The organism is Bacillus sp. WP8 (assembly GCF_000800825.1).
Lineage (GTDB): Bacteria > Bacillota > Bacilli > Bacillales > Bacillaceae > Bacillus > Bacillus safensis.
Map to the genome: position 1 here is coordinate 1,074,359 of NZ_CP010075.1, position 17,899 is coordinate 1,092,257.

Here is a 17,899-nt window from a genome sequence, read left to right on the forward strand (position 1 = left end):
TGATACATAACATGAGACTTTTTGAGCACATCAAAAGTTGATCTAATCTTTCTAATTTGTATAATTAACTTAAAGTGAATTAATTTGGAGGAAAAAGGATAATGAAAATCATTGTGATCGGAGCGGGACCAGGGGGACTTGCGGCAGCTATGATGCTTCAAAGCAAAGGACATGAAGTTCATGTATACGAAAAACAGTCCTTTGTCGGCGGACGTAATGCTAAGTTTCAGCTTGGTGATTTCACGTTTGATACAGGTCCTACCTTTCTCAGCATGATTCATATTGCAGAGGAGCTGTTCACCTTTGCTGGTAAAAATCTTTATGACTATATCGATGTGATTGAATTAAAAGAGATGTATAGATTAATTTTTCAAGACAATCAGCTGGATATGATCAGGGATCGCGATGAAATGTACAAACGATTAGAAGCCTTTGCACCTGGTGAGGGTGAAGGATATCTAAGATTTATGAAGGATACAAAGCGCAAAATGGATCGGCTCACACCAATTTTACAAAGTAAAATGGACCGCTTTCATCATTACCTTCGTCCGAAGGTGATCAAAGCACTTCCACAGCTTTCGCTAAATAAAAGTTTGTATGATGTACTGTCAGACTATTTCTCGAATGAATCAGTAAAATATGCCTTTACATTTCAATCAAAGTACTTAGGAATGTCGCCGTGGGAATGCCCTGGTGCGTTCTCAATTCTTTCGTTTATGGAGCATGATACAGGTGTATTCCATCCGAAGGGCGGTGTCAATCAGCTGTCAGAAGCGATGGCAAAGGCGGCGGTTGAAGCTGGAGCAGAGATTCATCTGTCAGCTGGCGTCGAAAAGCTGCTCACGGAGGGAAGGAAAGTAAAAGGCATTCGTTTAGAATCTGGGGAAGAAATACAAGCAGATGAGGTTGTCGTCAATGGAGACTTTGCACATGTGATGACAAGGCTTGTCGAGCCAGGTCTTTTAAAGAAATACAGTCAGAAAAAACTAAAAAAGAAAAAATTCTCATGCTCTACCTTTATGCTCTATTTAGGATTGGATACCATGTATGATGAGCCGCATCATACCATTGTTTTTTCCGATGATTATGCTAGATTCGTCAAAGGCATTACGAAAACATATGAGCTGCCAGATGATCCGTCTATTTATATACAAAATGCAAGCGTAACTGATGACTCACTTGCTCCAAAAGGAAAATCAGCTCTTTATGTGCTGGCTCCAGTTGCCAATAACCAAAGCGGTATTGACTGGGAAGCGCATCAAGATGAATTTAGAGAGCTAGTGCTGGATACATTGGAGCGGAAAACCGGCTTTCAGAATGTCAGGCAGCATATAGAAGTTGAGCGGATGATCACACCGAAGCAATGGGAGGAAGACCTTTACGTATATGAAGGAGCTACATTTAACCTTGGCCACCAGCTCACGCAGATGATGGTCCTAAGGCCGCACAATGAATTTGATGAATTAAAGCACTGCTGGCTCGTTGGAGGAGGAACACATCCAGGAAGCGGACTGCCAACCATTTTAGAATCAGCGCGTATCACGACAAATGCCATTCTTTCAAAAGAGAAACATTCACACAAAACAATGCGGCATCAAGAAAAGGGGAGCGCCTCATGAAACAACATATATTGATTGCAGGTGGCGGTATTGGCGGAATGATCTCAGCGCTTTATTTGAAAAAAGCGGGACATGATGTCACCCTTGTCGAAAAAAATGAACGGCTTGGCGGGAGACTTGCTTTTGTACGTGAGAAAGGATATAAAGTAGATGAAGGTCCGACCATTGTCCTACTTCCTGACATGTTAAAAGGCATTTTACATGAGGTAGGAATTGACGAATCATCTCTTGATCTGTTGCAGCTTGATCCGCTGTACACAATTCAATATCAAGATGGAACCTCCTATACGAAATACTCTGATGCACGTCGTCAGCTAGATGAAATCAGACGTGTATTTCCAAAAGAAGATCAAGGATTCCAGAGGTTTATGGAAGAAATGACGGACCGGTTTCAAGAAGGGCAGAAAGCTTTTCTAGAAAAATCATTTCATGAAAAACGTACATTTTTTACAAAAGCCAATATGAAGATTTTAATGAAATTAAAGGCGTATCGAACGGTACAAAGCGCTCTGAAAAAATATTTCTCAGACGAACGCCTGCGAGATGCATACGCACTTCAAACCCTCTATGTTGGGGGAAACCCGTATGAAGCATCGGCCATTTATTCGCTTGTTTCATATAGTGAGCACGCACATGGAATTTACTATTTAAAAGGCGGTTATGCAAGTTTAGTAGATATATTGGAAGGGCAGCTTATCAAAATGGGTGTGCATGTAAGAAAAAATGAAGAAGTCACGCAATTTGAGTTTGAGGGAAAACGGGCAGTCAAAGCAAAAGTGAATGATGAACATGTAGCCGCTGATGCATTTGTGATTAATGGAGATTATCCAGCTGCGTTAAAACAGTTTGGTTTAGACGAACAAGATCGCCGAAAATACGTGCCGTCCTCTGGCTGTTTGATGGTGTATCTTGGTTTAAATAAGATGTATCAGGAAGCACCTGTTCATCAATTTTTTATGGGAGAACACTTTGATCAGCATATGAAAGAGGTTTTTCAAACGAAAACGATTCCTCAAGACCCGTCATTTTATACATTTAATCCATCGATCATTGATCCATCTCTTGCCCCAGATGGCTGCAGTGTTCTATACATGCTCGTTCCCGTTCCTTCAGGAGATCATATCAACTGGGAAGAGGAGACAGGTTTTGTCGAGAACATGGTGGGTGTCCTTGAAAAAAGAGGTTTTCCGGGATTGCGAGAGTCGATTGTCTGGCAAAAGGTCAGGACACCAAATGATTCCCTGCGAGAAGGATTGTTTGAAGGCGGCAGCTTTGGACTTGCGCCTAATTTGTTCCAATCAGGTGTCTTCCGCCCGCAAGTGAAGGTCAGTGAGACAGACAATCTTTATGCGGCAGGTGCTTCCATCCATCCGGGCGGCGGGGTGCCGATCGTGATGCAAAGTGCGAAGCTCATGGCTTCTGTACTACTAAAAGATTTGAATGATAGAAAGGAAGTGAAGCTAAGTGGTTGATGTACAAACAGCATTAAAAGTGTGTGAGGAAACCATTCAAACCCATTCAAAAACGTTTTACCGGGCCTTTTCCATGCTGCCTAAAAAGAAAAGACAGGCCGTCTGGGCCGTGTATTCCTTTTGCCGGAGAGCAGATGATATTGTAGATGAGTCGCCTTCGCCACAAGAGGACCTTGCATCCTTTCGGGAGACGTTTGATCGATTTTTACAAGGTGAGGTAGACCGGAATGATCCGATATGGGTGGCGCTAGAGCATACATTTCAAGAGTTTCGGATGGATGAAGCCCCGTTTCGTGACCTGCTCCAAGGACAGGAGATGGATTTAGAGCAGCAGCGATACGAAACGTTAGATGAACTGCTCATCTATTCCTATCATGTTGCTAGTACCGTTGGACTCATGCTCCTTCCTATTATTGCACCGCGTAAAAAAGAGCAGCTAAAAGAAGCAGCCATTTCGTTAGGGATCGCTATGCAGCTAACCAACATTCTTCGAGATATCGGCGAAGATCAGGCTGAAAGAGACCGTATTTATTTGCCAAAGCAAGTGATGGATCAATTCGGGTACACAGAGCAAGAATTGAAGGAAGGGATTGTCAATCAAGCTTTTCAGCACGTCTGGGAGTACATTGCTTTTGAGGCAGAGGCATACTACGAGGAGTTTTTTGACCATCTTCATGAATTCCCGCTATATTCACGTATACCGGTGAAAGCAGCAGCCCACTTTTATAAAGCCATCTTAGATAAAACAAGAGAAAACGAATACCGCGTCTTTACAGAGCGAGCATTTATTTCAAAACAGGAAAAAGCACTTATTTTAGAAGATATTACGTAAAAAAGGACTGCACCCCGCAGTCCTTTCAGCGTGTAGACAAACCCTCGCATTCGTTGTCAGGTCTGCGCTCCGGTGCTCACGAATGTCAAATTCGCTCCACTCCGGTACTCGCCCTTCCTAGATTGCAAAGGTTTTCTATCACGCTGAAAAGAAGACAAAGGGCTAGAATCAAAATCATTTTAGCCCTTTGTCAACAATCTAAAAAGGACTGCACCCCGCAGTCCTTTTTATGTGGAAGAAAAACGATACTCCGTCCATACTCTGGAACGCCAGCGCCTATACATAAAGATGCCTCTGACCCATTCATCCACGATAAAAGAAATCCAAACCCCGATGAGCCCCATTTCAAGCTGAATGCCTAACAAGTAAGCGATCGGAAGCCCGATTCCCCACATTGAAATCATCGCCATATACACTGGAAACTTCGCGTCACCAGCAGCCCGCAATGAATTAATAATGACCATATTAAAAGAGCGTCCCGGCTCTAAAATGATCGTCAATAGGAGAAGTGTGGCGGCGATTTGAATGATTTCATGATTGCTAGTGAAAAACGTAAGCAAATGCGTCGATGATAAAGATAAAGCAGTGGAAGAAAGAAGAGAGATCGCAATGGCCCAGTATAAGCTTTTCATACATCTGCGGTAGGCCGCATCGAATTCTTTCGCTCCGATATGGCGCCCGATTAAAATCTGTGTCCCTTGGCTAATCGCTGCACCAAATAACATAATAAACATCATCAAATTTTGAGTGTAGACCTTAGCTGCTAAAGCCTGCGTCCCCATAAATGTAATAAACAGGGTAATGATCATTTGAGAGCCGTTATAAGAAAGCTGCTCTCCAGCAGAAGGAATGCCAATTTTCAGCAGCCTTTTTAAATGCGTCCGCTGGATGTGAAACATGCTCTTCAGCGAAAAGCGCAATCCAATTCGGCGGCGGACAATGAGAATCATCGCCATCAATCCGATCAATCGAGCAAGCGAGGTTGAAAAGGCAACACCCATGACACCTAATACCGGAAAACCAAACGGACCAAAAATGACCAAATAATTGCCGGCAACGTTTAGCAAATTCATTCCGATGGTGACATACATCGTGTCTCTTGTATATCCGTAGCTTTTTAAAATAGCACTGTACGTCATAATAAGCGCTTGAATAAAAGAAAGCAGCCCGACAATTTGTAAAAAGACCGCCGCATCCGGCATGAGTTCACTTGATAAGCCCATCATGTGCAGAATGGGAACAGCTAACATAAACATGAGGAGACTAATGACAAAGCTGATCAAGAAGTTGGTCCCTAGTGAGACATAGGCGACTTGAGTCGCTTCCTGCTTGCGGTCAGCTCCTAGAAGCTGCGCAATCACAATGGTCGTTCCTGTTGTAATGAAGCTGAACATGACAATTAATAAATTCAGGAGCTGGTTACTTACACCTACTGCGGCCACACTGTTATCAGAGTATTGGCTGAGCATAAGTGTATCAGCGCTCCCCATGAGCATATATAAAGAGATTTCGATAAAAATAGGCCAAGTTAATGCAAATAATGAAGGGTGCGTTTTCTCATCTTTGGCTTGAACCTTTTCATATGACAGGGTTTGAGATTTCATCACAAAGCCCCCTTTCGTATAAATCCGATTTATAGTGTACCTTGCATCGACTATAATAAGAAGAGATGAAACCGAAACTTATTGGAGAAATACGACTTCATAAGGGGATGAATATGAATCGATTTATTACATTTACTGTACCGCCGTTTCCTATTTATATAGCTTCAGGTAGAGGGATATTTCATCAAGGAGAAAGACATATCTCAAGAACCTTCGCTGTATTTGATCTTCTCTATGTCACAAAAGGTGAACTATGGATGACAGAGGACGAGGAGGCTTTTCACGTAAAAGAAGGTGAATATATGATTCTCTCACCGGGCCTGTCACATGGCGGACATCTGCCATGTGAAGAGGATACCTACTATGAGTGGCTGCATTTCTCAATTGATCGATTTGAGCTGACGAACCGGCCGAGAGAACACTGGATTGATATGAAACAAAACCAAGCCACCTTCGAAAAGCCGGCAACATATGAATTTAGCCTGCCTCGTTTAGGAAAAGTGAAGGGACGAAGTGTGTTAGAAAAACACCTTTCAGCGATGAGCGCACTAAATCATGATGCATCTGAACTTCCGCTGAAAAAACAGCTTCTATTTGAGGAACTGCTCATTCACCTGCAAAAGGAAGCATTCCATATTCCAAGTGCAAAAGAGACTGTCGCATCAGAAGTAGTTCACTATCTTGAGCATCACTTTATGGAGAAATTGCATATGGAGCAGCTTTCAGAGAAGCTGCACTATCATCCTGACTACATGACAAGGTGTATGCAGACGGTGTATGGATTGACGCCAAACCAGTACAGCCATCGTCTCAAGATCGAAAAAGCTAAAAGCATGCTCGCCTCAACAAATGAAAAAATCGCAGCCATTGCAGAGCATGTAGGCATTGACGACCCTACTTATTTTTCTAAGCTGTTTCGGCAAAATGAAGGCATGACGCCGATTGAGTACCGTCATCTAGCAAAAAGAACGACAAAGTAAAGGAACGTGAACAGATGAAAAGAGAAAAGGAAGAGCTTGTGAACATACGTCCATTAACCGAAACGGACTTAGAGGCGGTGTGGCATTTAAAATTTAAAGCACCAGACCAGTCCTATCGAAATTGGAATGCCCCTTATTTTTATGAACACGAAATCCCGCTTTCTGCATTTAAGAAACGTTACTTACAGGATGAATCCATTCCCCAAAAGCTATATGGTATTGAAATAGACGGTGATATCAAAGGTACCGTATCATATTATTGGGAGAATGAACGTACACGGTGGCTTGAATGCGGCATTGTCATTTATGACTCACGCTTTTGGAGCGGGGGCGTTGGGACAAAGGCATTAAATCTATGGATTGATGTATTATTTACGCATATTGATATCCCTCGAATTGGTCTAACCACTTGGTCAGGGAATGAACGGATGATGCGGTGCGCAGAGAAATGCGGATTTGTCCTTGAGGGGAGACTGAGAAAGGTCCGTTATTATCAAGGAGAGTATTATGATTCGATGCGCTACGGAATGCTGAGAGAAGAATGGCGAAGCCTCCCGCGCAATATCCTCTGAATCATTATTTTTTAGGAAAAAAGAATCATATAATGAAATAAACTGAAGAAGGGTGGCAGAAGAATGTGGGCTGGATAACTGGATGGTTTGTTTCTATTCTAGTCGCAATCTATCTATTGATAGATGCACCAAAACATGGGAAAAATAAATGGTTATGGTCTATTTTAGGTCTTTTATTCGGGCTCTTTGCATTTGGGATATACCTCATCAAAACAGGAAGAAAAGGATTGGGCTGGACAGTTCTGATCGTGTCCATCATCATCTATTCTATTGTTATGCTAGTCTATGTTTTTTACTTCCTGTTGCTGATCATCGGATACTCAAACGCATCATAGAGAGCGCGTATACATAATAAGGGGGAGTTTAATCTTGAGAATAACGGGTCTATTCGTTTCACTTGCTGTTGCTATCTATTTATGGTTTGATGCGCCAAAGCATCACAAAGACAAATGGCTGTGGGCCATTTTAGGCGTGCTTTTTAGTACCATCGTACTCGGTATTTATTTGATCAAGACAGAGAGGAAGGGGCTGGGCTGGACGATCTTGATTTTAACCATCTTGTTTTATCTCATGCTGCTCATCTCTGTTTTAATCGGTGTAATTCTTTTTTATCAGGCGCCTTCATGAAGAAGGGCCTTTTTCTTTTACCTTTTGAGCCGGCACACCAGCAATAACGATCTCCTCTTCATGAAAGGAATGATTCACCACGGCATTTGCTCCAATTGAGATATGATTTGCGATATAAATGTCTCCAAACAGCTTAGCACCGGGCCCAATCCATACGTGATCTCCAATGGTTGGTACATCCTTTTCGGAATGGTTTTGACCAATATTCACCCCTTGATGAATATCACAAAATGCCCCAATTTTTGCGTGCTTATTCACAATTAAGAGGCCAGTATGATTGATTCTAAGGCCGGGGCCAAAGACGCCAATCGGGATATCAAAGCCAAGCTGCATCCCTTTCTTTTTATGTAAATAGCGGTAAAACCATTTGCGCAATGTAGCACCGCTATTAGAATAGTATTCATATTTTCGTAAATACCTTTGATATTTCCATATATCGTCCCCAAACCATTTTGGCCTTCTGCGCGTGATAGCTAATGCTTTCTTATCCTGCGTTAAGTAATGGTGAAGATCTTGCTTTGTTAAAATCATCAAAATTCCCCTCTCCATCCCCTTATGTTTCAGAGAAATTATACCATCCAAACCATTTATATCAAGAAAAAATAGTGTGATTTCTTCAATTTTCTACCTTCATTTCATCCAAATTTCTGCATAAAATGAGTGCTTTGAATTGAATAGAACAAATGAACCAGGAAAAATGATTTGTAATTTTTTTCAATGTCAATCCATCTCATGCGTTCCATCTCCTTATGGCAGTAAGGTTTGTAAAAATTACTCGAAAATACTCATTAAAAAGAGAATATTGCATTCATATGCTTTTAGAATCATCTTTTTGAATACAATTGACTTTCATATCTTACATCCTCTAGGCTAGTAAATGAAAATGATAATCTTTATCAATTGGAGGAGTGTTTTATTATGTCCATCAAAACCGTTTCTAAAAATCAGCAATTTTTAGAGCAGCAAAGTCAAAGAGAATCTAATGCAAGGTCTTACCCGAGACGGTTCCCATTAGCCATGCAAAAAGCCGAGGGCATGATCGTGACAGATGCGGATGGCAGAGAGTTTTATGACTGTCTAGCAGGCGCAGGAACACTTGCACTTGGCCACAATCATCCGGTTGTGATAGAAGCGATTGAACGTATGCTTCATGAAAAAAGGCCATTGCATACGTTGGACATAACCTCAGAAATTAAAGAAGAGTTTGTGAATGAAATTTTTTCTCACCTGCCAGAAGAGTTTGCAAAGAGAGCAAAAATTCAATTTTGTGGACCAACTGGCGGTGATGCCATAGAAGCTGCGATTAAATTAGTCAAGACAGCGACAGGAAATCGTTCCATTCTTTCTTTCCACGGTGCTTATCACGGTGCGACACATGGCACGATGTCATTAAGCGGGAATTTGTCTCCAAAGGAAAGAGTGCAAGGGTTAATCCCAGATGTGCATTTCATGCCTTATCCATATGAATATCGCTGCCCATTCGGAATTGGCGGGAAAGATTCACACCGCATTTCCAGCTCTTATATTGAGCGTGTATTAAATGATCCTGAAAGTGGTATTCTTCCGCCAGCAGGTATGATCTTTGAAGCAGTACAAGGTGAGGGAGGCTCAATTCCAGCATCTATTGAATGGATGCAAGAAATGAGAAGAATCACAAATGAAAAAGGCATTCCGCTCATCATCGATGAGGTTCAATCAGGCATTGGCCGAACAGGTAAGATGTTTGCTTTTGAACATGCAGGAATTGTGCCGGACGTCATTGTATTATCTAAAGCCATTGGTGGAAGCCTGCCGCTTTCAGTTGTGATTTATGATAAAGATTTGGATCAATGGAATCCAGGTGCACACATTGGCACATTTAGAGGAAATCAAATGGCAATGGCTGCAGGAACCGCTACGCTTAAATTTATAAAAGAAACGAATTTGCTTGATCATGTTGACCAGTTAGGGAATCGCATGCAGGCTCATCTAAAAGACATTCAAAAAAATGTACCTGCTATCGGTGATGTTCGAGGAAGAGGATTAATGATTGGTGCTGAAATAGTTAATCCAAATGAAAAGCAGGATGTGGATGGAAGTTATCCAGCAAATCCTGAGCTAGCCAGTCTCATTCAAAAGAATTGCTTCGATAAAGGCTTAATTGTAGAGACAGGAGGCCGTTTCGGCAGCGTCATTCGATTCTTACCGCCATTGATCATGACAGAAGAACAGCTTGAACAAGTTATCGCTATTTTCAAAGAGGCCGTATACGATGCAATCAACTAAAGCTTCTGTGGATTCATTATTTATCAATCAAAGCCAGCTTGGAAGAGAGTCCTTCCAAGCGGCTCTTCATACATCTATCGACAGCTTACTGGACCAATGGCAAAAAGACCAAGGACCATACAGTGGAATATTGCCTGGGAAATTAGCGGCTAGTGTCGAATCATTATTTCAGTTTCAACCGTCAGGCGAATCAATTGAATCTGTCTTTCAAGATATAAAGCAGCACCTTTTGCCACATCTGGTTGATGTATCGCATCCTAAATGCTTGGCACATTTGCATTGCCCGCCGCTTATACCTGCGCTTGCCGCAGAGGTGATAGTAAGTTCTTTTAACCAATCAATGGATTCCTTTGATCAAAGCGGTATTGCATCTTTGGTTGAAGAGGAAATTTTAAAGTGGCTATGTGCGAAGTTTTCTTATGGAAATTTAGCAGATGGGACATTTACGAGCGGTGGAACCCAATCTAACTACATGGGGCTGCTTCTTGCAAGAGATGCTTTTTGTGAAAACACATGGCAATGGAATGTTCAGCAGAAAGGCTTGCCGAGTGAGGCTCACCGCATGAGAATTCTTTGCTCTAAGAATGCTCATTTCACTGTGAAAAAATCTGCATCCCAACTAGGCTTAGGGGAGCAGGCGGTTGTTCTGATAGAGACAGATGAGCGTCACCGCATGGACCTCAACGATTTGAAGAAGAAACTTGTTGAGTTAAAGGAACAGGATCTCCTGCCTTTTGCGCTAGTGGCGACTTGCGGGACAACTGATTTTGGCAGTATTGATCCCGTTCGAGGTGTGTATGACATCGTCAAACCATACGGTCTGTGGATACACGCAGATGCTGCCTATGGTGGAGCGCTTGTATTAAGTGAAAACTACCGAGATAAATTAGATGGTGTTGAGCTTGCTGATTCCATCACGATTGACTTTCATAAACAATTTTATCAGCCGATCTCCTGCGGAGCATTTTTGCTGAAGGATAAAAGGCATTTCGGTTTGATCAATTATCATGCAGATTATCTTAATCCAAAAGAAGATGAACTGGATGGAATACTACATCTCGTCCATAAATCTGTCCAAACGACGCGCCGTTTTGATGCACTGAAATTGCTTCTTTCTCTTCGTCTGATTGGGGAGGAAGGGTTTGGTGACATGATTGACCATACCATTGATTTTGCGAAGGATGTGGCTGCGCTTATCGAGAGCAATGATCACCTTGAAGTGATCAATCCTGAGCCAGAAATCAATGCAGTAGTGTTTCGATTTAAGGGTGCGGATGACATCAATAAAATCATCCATCGAACGCTATTCACATCAGGAACTGCTGTCATTGCAAAAACAGTGGTGGATGGTCAAACATGCTTGAAATTCACTTTGTTAAATCCGAGAACGACAATTACACATATTGAGGAAATCCTTTCTGACATCGTTGATATCGGGATCGCTCATATTCAATCCGGGAGGGTACTACGTTGAGTCAATATAAACAAATGGCTGAAAATGCAACTATGCAAAGTTTTTTAAACTGTTTTTTACGTGAAACAGGAATCGATCGATCTGCAAAAAAAGAGACGAAAGCAGATGGTTCGCTTGTATTCGTGGCAAAACTAGCAAAGCAAGACCTTGAGCTTGTGATTCCGATCCGATACTTTTCATCTGTAGGCCGCCATCTCTTTGATTTTCCGATTCGCTTTCGTCCGAGTGGAAGCGAGCAAGAGGGGACGATCGTCGATTACACGACACTTGTTGCTTTATGTTCAAAGGAGCTTCTCATTGCATATGGCCGCACAGATGCAGAGGATGAATTCATGCTTCGCATCATTTTAAGCTGCCGAAATATTGAACGATTCTTAAGGGAGAGAGAAATTGATCGAGCTGCTTTATCTCAAGCTGATTTTGAGTACATCGAGGCTGAACAGTCACTTCTCCTTGGGCATTTAACACATCCAACACCAAAAAGCAGACAAGGGATGACAGAAGAGGAGGAAGCCGTCTATTCTCCTGAGCTGAAAGGGGCTTTCCAGCTTCATTACTTTAAAGCGCACCATTCGATTGTGCTTCAGGATTCATCTATTTCACAACCTGCGGCAAGTCTCATGTTAGAAGAGCTTTCGCGTCAAGTGCCAGAAGAAACAGAGAGACTGAATAGGTTAACAGAAAACGGAGAATATGTGTTCATTCCAATTCATCCGCTGCAAGTCAAAGTGGTCATGGAGAAGGCATTCGTGAAGCGTTATATAGAGGAGGGGAAACTGACTTATTTAGGACCGCTAGGGTCTGAATACACAGCGACCTCATCCTTTAGAACGGTCTATCAAAAGGATTCTGCTTACATGCTCAAATTCTCTGTTCCTGTGAAAATTACGAACTCGTTACGCATCAATAAACAAAAGGAACTGGATCGAGGAGTAGAGATGTCCCGCATCTTAAAAACAGAATTAGGCGTTTCTTTATATGAAAAATTCTCTGGATTCCGGGTCATTGAAGATCCTGCATATCTATCTATTCGAGGAGATGAAGCGGAATCTGGCTTTGAAGTGGTCATTCGTCAAAATCCATTCTTGCATCGTGAAAAAGGCGCAAGCTTAATTGCTGGGCTGTGTCAGGATCATGCGTACGGAGGAAAATCAAGATTAGCAGGAATTATTTATAAACTTGCAGATGCAGAAGGCCGGTCAACAGAAGCGGTCAGCCAAGATTGGTTTAAACAATACTTAACCATTTCGTTAAAGCCGATGCTCTGGCTGTTTGAAACGTATGGTCTTGCACTCGAGGCCCATCAGCAAAATGCTGTTGTGCAAATGAAGGATGGTTATCCAGACACCTTCTATTACCGTGACAATCAAGGCTACTATTATAGTGAATCAAAAAAAGATAAGCTCGCAAATCTAGTTCAAAACTTGAGCGTAAGAAGTGAAACCATTTGTGCGGATGATGTCGCCGTTGAGAGACTCCGTTATTATTTCTTCTTTAATCATTTATTTGGTCTCATTAATGGCTTTGGCACAGAAGGACTAGCAAAGGAAGAAGACTTGCTGGCACTCGTGAGAGATACATTGCTTGCTCATGAGGAGATGTATGGAGCTTCTGATCTGACAAACAGCCTTCTCCGTTCAAAAGAACTTCCTTCAAAAGCGAATTTGCTGACACGATTTGAAGATATGGATGAGCTGACAGGATCTCTGGAAACACAGTCTCGTTACACAGCTGTCTTGAATCCGCTCTTTTTACATAAGGAGGCGCTGATTGGATGAGGCATCGTATTAGGTTTATTCGTGCTGAATATGAAAGAGACGTCCAGCTTGTCCATAAATGGATGCAAGAAGAGTATGTTCACCCATTTTGGCATTTGAATATTCCGTTTCCTGATTTTGAAAAGCATTTTTATCAGGCAATACATGATCCGCATCAAACCCTTTATTTAGGCACGATTGATGGGACGCCAATGAGTTATTTTGAGGCTTACAACGTGAAAGGGGATGTCATTGAATCCTACTATGAGCCTTCTCCGCATGATCAAGGCATTCACCTGTTAATAGGGGAGCCGGATTATGTGGGAAAAGGATTTGCTGCGCCGCTCCTTCAGGCAATGACAGCATTTCAATTTGAGCAGAACAAGCGAACAGAAAAAATCGTCGCTGAGCCGGATATTCGCAATGAAAAAATGATTCATGTATTTGAAAAATGCGGCTTTGAACGTGTAAAACCAGTCACTTTGCCGGATAAAACAGGTCTTTTGATGTTTTGTGATCGAGAACGATTCGAAAGGAAGTATAACCATGACGCGGTTCAACAAGCAAAATAATTTAGTGGATGTAATTGGGATCGGCATTGGCCCGTTTAACCTTGGACTTGCCGCATTATCTGAAGAGGTAAATGAAATCGACGCTTTGTTTTTTGAAAGAAGTGAAGCCTTTCACTGGCACCCAGGGATGCTCATTGAAGGGACAACACTGCAAGTCCCATTTTTAGCGGACCTTGTCAGTATGGCAGATGTGAAAAGCAAATATAGCTTTCTCAACTATTTGCAGGAACAAAACCGTTTGTATTCATTTTACTTTCTAGAGGACTTCCATATCCCGCGCAAGGAATACAGTCATTACTGTCGCTGGGTCGCTGACCAGTTAGACTCTTGCCGATTTGGCATGAACGTCGAATCTGTCTCACTGGTTGAAAAGGCAGGGGAAAAGCGGTATGAAGTGCATGTCCGTCATGTGAAGGATCAAACTGTAGAGGTGTTTGAAAGCAAACATCTTGTCTTAGGAATTGGCACGCAGCCCGCAGTGCCAGCATCGCTCCAGCCAGCTTTAGGAGAGAAGGTTTTTCACTCAGCTGACTATTTAAAACGAAAGAAAGAAGGCTGTTTCAAAGGGAAATCTGTCACAGTTATCGGCTCTGGTCAAAGTGCAGCAGAAGTGTTTTATGACATTTTATCAGATGATGAAGCGAAGGATATTCACTGGTTCACACGGTCAAAAGGATTTTTCCCAATGGAATATTCAAACCTAGGGCTGGAGTATTTCTCCCCTGACTATATTGATTTCTTTTATGAGCTTCCGCAAACAAAAAAGGATGCGTTATTAAAACAGCAAGACTTGCTGTATAAAGGCATCAGTTCGGCAATGATTCGTGATATTTATCATTTGCTTTATGAACGTTCTGCCTGCGGAACGCAGTTGAACACAGTGCTTCAAGCCATGACGGAGGTCAACTTGATTGAGGAAACAGCGGGCGGATTATCACTTTCCTGCACGCAATGGGTCAAGGAAGAATCATTTACGCATGAGACGGATATTGTTGTATTGGCGACTGGCTATCAATCCGTTCTGCCGCCATTTATCAACCCTATTTCTCACCACATTCAATGGGATGATCAAGGACGTTTCCAAGTGGAACGTGAATATCGTTTGAAAACAAATACGATGGGTGAAAATGATATTTTTGTACAAAATGCAGAGCTTCATACACATGGGGTCGGCGCTCCAGATTTGGGGCTGGGGGCTTATCGAAACAGTGTGATCATCAATGAACTTGCTCGTCAAACCGTGTATCCACTTTATCAAAAGCACGTCTTCCAGACATTTGGTACACACAAGAACGCACACACATTTGAAGAAATCAAAGGTTAAGGAGGATGAAGCGATGAGTGTACAAGACGAATTGAAAAAAGCGGTGAATCCTGCTGCTTGGAAAAAGGCAAACCAGAGAATGGTGGCAAAAATGCTGTCCGAATACATGTATGAGGACATGCTTCATCCTGTCGAGCTGGATCGTAAGGATGGCATTGCCCAGTATGAATTAATCATTCATGAACATAAGAAATATCGTTATCTGGCAAAACCTCGGTTGTTTGATAGTTTTGATACAATCGCTGAATCAATTGAGTACTGTCAGGATGGAAAGTGGTCAAAGGATGTCAGTGCCATTGTGTTTTTACTAGACATTCAGCCGATCATTCCAATGTCCTCTGACACAACAGGCCATCTTATCAAAGAGCTTCACCATACTTTGTTAGCCGATGTCCATTTGCTGTCGAAAAAAGCACTTCGTGCGGATGAGCTGACAGATACGGATTATGCATGGATTGAAGGAGAAATGACAGGCCATCCTTGGATTGTGTATAACAAAGGGCGTATAGGATTCAGCTACGATGATTACTTAGCCTATGCACCAGAACGTCAAGAATGTGTGCAGCTGTCTTGGATTGCTGTTCACAGGGAACTTGCGACATTCCATGCAGTCGATCATGAAAACTATGAGCAGGTGATCGCCAAAGAATTAGATGAAGTCACGATTCGTCAATTTCAACGTGTGTTAAAGGATGAAGGACTGAATGCAGCTGACTATTATATGATGCCTGTCCATCAGTGGCAGTGGACGCATATGATTATTCAGCATTTTCCGGAAGATTTGGCCTTGCGCCGGATTGTGTATTTAGGAGAGGGGCTGGATCAATATATCCCGCAGCAGTCGATCAGAACCTTTACAAATATCTCAAATAAAGGCAAGCATCATATTAAACTGCCAATGAGTATTTTAAATACACTTGTGTACCGTGGACTCCCATCAGAACGTACGGTCATTGCCCCGCGCATTACAGCACATATTAAAGGGATTGCCGATCAAGACTCATTTTTATCTGATGTGTGCCGCGTCATTTTACCAGGTGAGAATGCAAGTATCAATGTCGATCATCCATACTACAGCAAACTGCCTGGTGCGCCTTATCAATATCTTGAGATGCTCGGTGTCATTTTTAGAGAAAGCATTTATACGTACTTAGATGAAGGGGAGAGCCCTGTTACACTTGCGGCACTCACATATGAGGATCATGAAGGAGAGCCGTATATCAAGCAGCTGATTGAAAAATCAGGTCTCTCCGCAAAAGAATGGATGGCGAAGTTTTTCCATGTCGTGATGCCGCCGCTTTTACACTTTATGTATCAATACGGCACAGTCTTTTCACCGCATGGGCAAAATACAATTCTTGTGTTAAAAAATCATCAGCCGCATCGTTTGGCGATCAAAGATTTCGTTGATGATGTGAATATAAGTGACCAGCCGCTGCCTGAATTAGCTTCACTAGAAGAAGATTTAAAAGAAGTGCTGCGCAGTGAGCCGCCAGAAGGTTTAGTACAATTTATTTTTACAGGATTATTTATTTGCAATCTGCGCTATGTATCCAACGTATTAGACAATCACGATCTGTTAGATGAAACGACTCTTTGGCGTTTGCTTGCTGAAGAAATTCAGCAGTATCAAAATCAATTCCCACAGCTAAAAGACCGTTTTGAATTATTTGATCTATTCCAGCCGAAGCTGACAAAGCTTTGCTTAAATCGTAATCGAATGATTGATTACGGCTATGGAGATGGTGATGACCGCCCGCATGCATCAGAGCATGGGAAGGTCACAAATGCACTCGCTCATGTTCTTTCATCAGTTGGAGAGAAGTAATAAAAAAGCTGTAGACATCTAGTGTCTACAGCTTTTTTGTTTTTTAAGAAAATGCTTGAGAGGCGAGGAAATAGAATAGGGCGGGATCATTTAGTTTTTCTTTCCCACGAATCATCATAAAATGGGCTACGTTTGTTTTCGTAAATCCTGCTTCAACAAGTGTTTCATGCAGGTGCTCAGCTGTTTCTTCCTGCATATCTAAACGAATTGCCCCTGAATAAGACGAGATGAGTGATTGGATGAGCGAGAGAGCGGTTTGTTCATCGTTTGCTGCAAGCGGCCCAATCATGAGATTAGCAGGGGTTTCGATGCCAAATGCAAAGCCAGTTGTTTCATGATGTTCATTCTGTGCGATCAGCCGGAACGATGCTCGATCCATTCGCTTTCTTATAAAGCTTGATCGATTGGTACCTGCACCTTTTTCGTCAAGTGCTTCAATAGACGGGAGATGAGTTTCATCAGCGGGAGACAGATGAATCTTATCTGACACCTGAAGCGCAGTAGGATTTGTTTTCTGTGCTTTGTATGTATGAATGTAGCCGGCCGTTTGAAATCCGATTTTTTCGTAAACGGGCTGTCCTTGTACAGTAGCGGTTAAAACGACAGGAACGCTTTGATCACTCCGGCGAAGCAGGGTGTCAATCATTTTCCGTGCAAGACCTAAGCCGCGATGCGTCTCAGATACAATCACGGCACCAATTGATGCTGCTTTATCATATTGGAAAAGTCCCGCACATGAGATGACTTGTCCATCTGTTGTTGAAAAACCAGTAAAGTATCCGTTTGTTAAAAGAGATGTAAGCTCATCCACATTGTAATCAGGCCAGTCGACCTCTTTTGACAATGCGATAAGATCGGGTATGTCATGAAGTGTTAAAGTTCGTTGTACAACGTTTTCCAATACACGCAACTCCTTCTTAGCTGATTTCATCTATATGTATCGTACCATATGAAGGCATAAGAAAAAGGAAAA

16 protein-coding genes are annotated in these 17,899 nt (G+C 42.3%); 13 read left to right on the forward strand and 3 right to left on the reverse strand.

Annotated elements, in window-relative coordinates; all coding sequences use genetic code 11:
* The first annotated feature begins 101 nt into the window (after positions 1 to 101).
* From QR42_RS05240 to QR42_RS05250, 3 genes are read left to right on the forward strand one after another with little or no spacing between them, the layout of a single operon-like run.
* Positions 102 to 1,619, forward strand: a complete 1,518-nt coding sequence (locus QR42_RS05240) for a phytoene desaturase family protein (protein ID WP_039177682.1) — start codon at positions 102 to 104, stop codon at positions 1,617 to 1,619.
* Entirely contained in the window at positions 1,616 to 3,091 is a 1,476-nt protein-coding gene (locus QR42_RS05245) for a phytoene desaturase family protein (RefSeq protein ID WP_039177685.1), read from the forward strand. Before QR42_RS05240 ends, QR42_RS05245 begins: the two co-directional genes overlap by 4 nt.
* A complete protein-coding gene (locus QR42_RS05250; protein ID WP_039177688.1) occupies positions 3,084 to 3,923 on the forward strand; it encodes a phytoene/squalene synthase family protein in 840 nt (279 codons plus the stop codon). The genes QR42_RS05245 and QR42_RS05250 overlap by 8 nt, the downstream gene beginning before the upstream one ends.
* Positions 3,924 to 4,150: 227 nt before the next feature.
* On the opposite strand, the gene QR42_RS05255 is transcribed toward QR42_RS05250, so the two are convergent.
* Positions 4,151 to 5,527, reverse strand: coding sequence for an MATE family efflux transporter (locus QR42_RS05255; protein WP_039177690.1), 1,377 nt, complete (start codon positions 5,525 to 5,527; stop codon positions 4,151 to 4,153).
* 113 nt (positions 5,528 to 5,640) lie between these two features.
* Between QR42_RS05255 and QR42_RS05260 the strand changes: the two genes are divergently transcribed.
* The 4 genes from QR42_RS05260 to QR42_RS05275 all read left to right on the forward strand — a co-directional run bounded on the left by QR42_RS05260 (position 5,641) and on the right by QR42_RS05275 (position 7,706).
* On the forward strand, positions 5,641 to 6,507 hold the full coding sequence (locus QR42_RS05260; protein WP_039177692.1) for an AraC family transcriptional regulator: 867 nt from the start codon (positions 5,641 to 5,643) through the stop codon (positions 6,505 to 6,507).
* 14 nt (positions 6,508 to 6,521) lie between these two features.
* Positions 6,522 to 7,079, forward strand: a complete 558-nt coding sequence (locus tag QR42_RS05265) for a GNAT family N-acetyltransferase (protein ID WP_039177694.1) — start codon at positions 6,522 to 6,524, stop codon at positions 7,077 to 7,079.
* A 65-nt stretch (positions 7,080 to 7,144) separates the two neighbouring features.
* Positions 7,145 to 7,414 (forward strand): hypothetical protein, encoded by a 270-nt coding sequence (locus tag QR42_RS05270; RefSeq protein WP_039177697.1) that lies wholly within the window; start codon positions 7,145 to 7,147, stop codon positions 7,412 to 7,414.
* Positions 7,415 to 7,448: 34 nt separating this feature from the next.
* Positions 7,449 to 7,706 carry a hypothetical protein gene (locus QR42_RS05275; RefSeq protein WP_039177699.1) on the forward strand — a complete coding sequence of 86 codons (258 nt, stop codon included), beginning with the start codon at positions 7,449 to 7,451 and terminating at the stop codon, positions 7,704 to 7,706.
* Here the strand turns inward: QR42_RS05275 and QR42_RS05280 are convergent.
* Complete coding sequence (locus tag QR42_RS05280; protein ID WP_039177702.1) at positions 7,701 to 8,237, reverse strand: serine O-acetyltransferase; 537 nt, start codon at positions 8,235 to 8,237, stop codon at positions 7,701 to 7,703. The genes QR42_RS05275 and QR42_RS05280 overlap by 6 nt on opposite strands.
* Positions 8,238 to 8,624: 387 nt before the next feature.
* Between QR42_RS05280 and QR42_RS05285 the strand changes: the two genes are divergently transcribed.
* Genes QR42_RS05285 through QR42_RS05310 form a run of 6 tightly spaced genes read left to right on the forward strand, consistent with a single transcriptional unit; the run spans position 8,625 to position 16,926 of the window.
* Positions 8,625 to 9,971 carry an aspartate aminotransferase family protein gene (locus tag QR42_RS05285; protein ID WP_039177704.1) on the forward strand — a complete coding sequence of 449 codons (1,347 nt, stop codon included), beginning with the start codon at positions 8,625 to 8,627 and terminating at the stop codon, positions 9,969 to 9,971.
* Positions 9,958 to 11,445 carry a pyridoxal phosphate-dependent decarboxylase family protein gene (locus QR42_RS05290; RefSeq protein ID WP_039177707.1) on the forward strand — a complete coding sequence of 496 codons (1,488 nt, stop codon included), beginning with the start codon at positions 9,958 to 9,960 and terminating at the stop codon, positions 11,443 to 11,445. The genes QR42_RS05285 and QR42_RS05290 overlap by 14 nt, the downstream gene beginning before the upstream one ends.
* On the forward strand, positions 11,442 to 13,223 hold the full coding sequence (locus QR42_RS05295; RefSeq protein WP_039177709.1) for an IucA/IucC family protein: 1,782 nt from the start codon (positions 11,442 to 11,444) through the stop codon (positions 13,221 to 13,223). Before QR42_RS05290 ends, QR42_RS05295 begins: the two co-directional genes overlap by 4 nt.
* Positions 13,220 to 13,774: a GNAT family N-acetyltransferase gene (locus QR42_RS05300; protein ID WP_039177712.1), complete on the forward strand. Its 555-nt coding sequence runs from the start codon at positions 13,220 to 13,222 to the stop codon at positions 13,772 to 13,774. The genes QR42_RS05295 and QR42_RS05300 overlap by 4 nt, the downstream gene beginning before the upstream one ends.
* Complete coding sequence (locus QR42_RS05305; protein ID WP_039177715.1) at positions 13,749 to 15,098, forward strand: lysine N(6)-hydroxylase/L-ornithine N(5)-oxygenase family protein; 1,350 nt, start codon at positions 13,749 to 13,751, stop codon at positions 15,096 to 15,098. The genes QR42_RS05300 and QR42_RS05305 overlap by 26 nt, the downstream gene beginning before the upstream one ends.
* A 13-nt stretch (positions 15,099 to 15,111) precedes the next feature.
* Complete coding sequence (locus tag QR42_RS05310; protein ID WP_039177718.1) at positions 15,112 to 16,926, forward strand: IucA/IucC family protein; 1,815 nt, start codon at positions 15,112 to 15,114, stop codon at positions 16,924 to 16,926.
* A gap of 43 nt (positions 16,927 to 16,969) precedes the next feature.
* On the opposite strand, the gene QR42_RS05315 is transcribed toward QR42_RS05310, so the two are convergent.
* Entirely contained in the window at positions 16,970 to 17,827 is an 858-nt protein-coding gene (locus QR42_RS05315; RefSeq protein WP_039177721.1) for a GNAT family N-acetyltransferase, read from the reverse strand.
* Positions 17,828 to 17,899: the final 72 nt, after the last annotated feature.

Bases quoted from the DNA above. Each gene is read 5' to 3' on its own strand.
- QR42_RS05240 (WP_039177682.1), top strand. From the start codon at position 102: ATGAAAATCATTGTGATCGGAGCGGGACCAGGGGGACTTGCGGCAGCT.
- QR42_RS05245 (WP_039177685.1), top strand. From the start codon at position 1,616: ATGAAACAACATATATTGATTGCAGGTGGCGGTATTGGCGGAATGATC.
- QR42_RS05255 (WP_039177690.1), bottom strand. From the start codon at position 5,527: ATGAAATCTCAAACCCTGTCATATGAAAAGGTTCAAGCCAAAGATGAG.
- QR42_RS05260 (WP_039177692.1), top strand. From the start codon at position 5,641: ATGAATCGATTTATTACATTTACTGTACCGCCGTTTCCTATTTATATA.
- QR42_RS05265 (WP_039177694.1), top strand. From the start codon at position 6,522: ATGAAAAGAGAAAAGGAAGAGCTTGTGAACATACGTCCATTAACCGAA.
- QR42_RS05280 (WP_039177702.1), bottom strand. From the start codon at position 8,237: ATGATTTTAACAAAGCAAGATCTTCACCATTACTTAACGCAGGATAAG.
- QR42_RS05285 (WP_039177704.1), top strand. From the start codon at position 8,625: ATGTCCATCAAAACCGTTTCTAAAAATCAGCAATTTTTAGAGCAGCAA.
- QR42_RS05290 (WP_039177707.1), top strand. From the start codon at position 9,958: ATGCAATCAACTAAAGCTTCTGTGGATTCATTATTTATCAATCAAAGC.
- QR42_RS05300 (WP_039177712.1), top strand. From the start codon at position 13,220: ATGAGGCATCGTATTAGGTTTATTCGTGCTGAATATGAAAGAGACGTC.
- QR42_RS05305 (WP_039177715.1), top strand. From the start codon at position 13,749: ATGACGCGGTTCAACAAGCAAAATAATTTAGTGGATGTAATTGGGATC.
- QR42_RS05310 (WP_039177718.1), top strand. From the start codon at position 15,112: ATGAGTGTACAAGACGAATTGAAAAAAGCGGTGAATCCTGCTGCTTGG.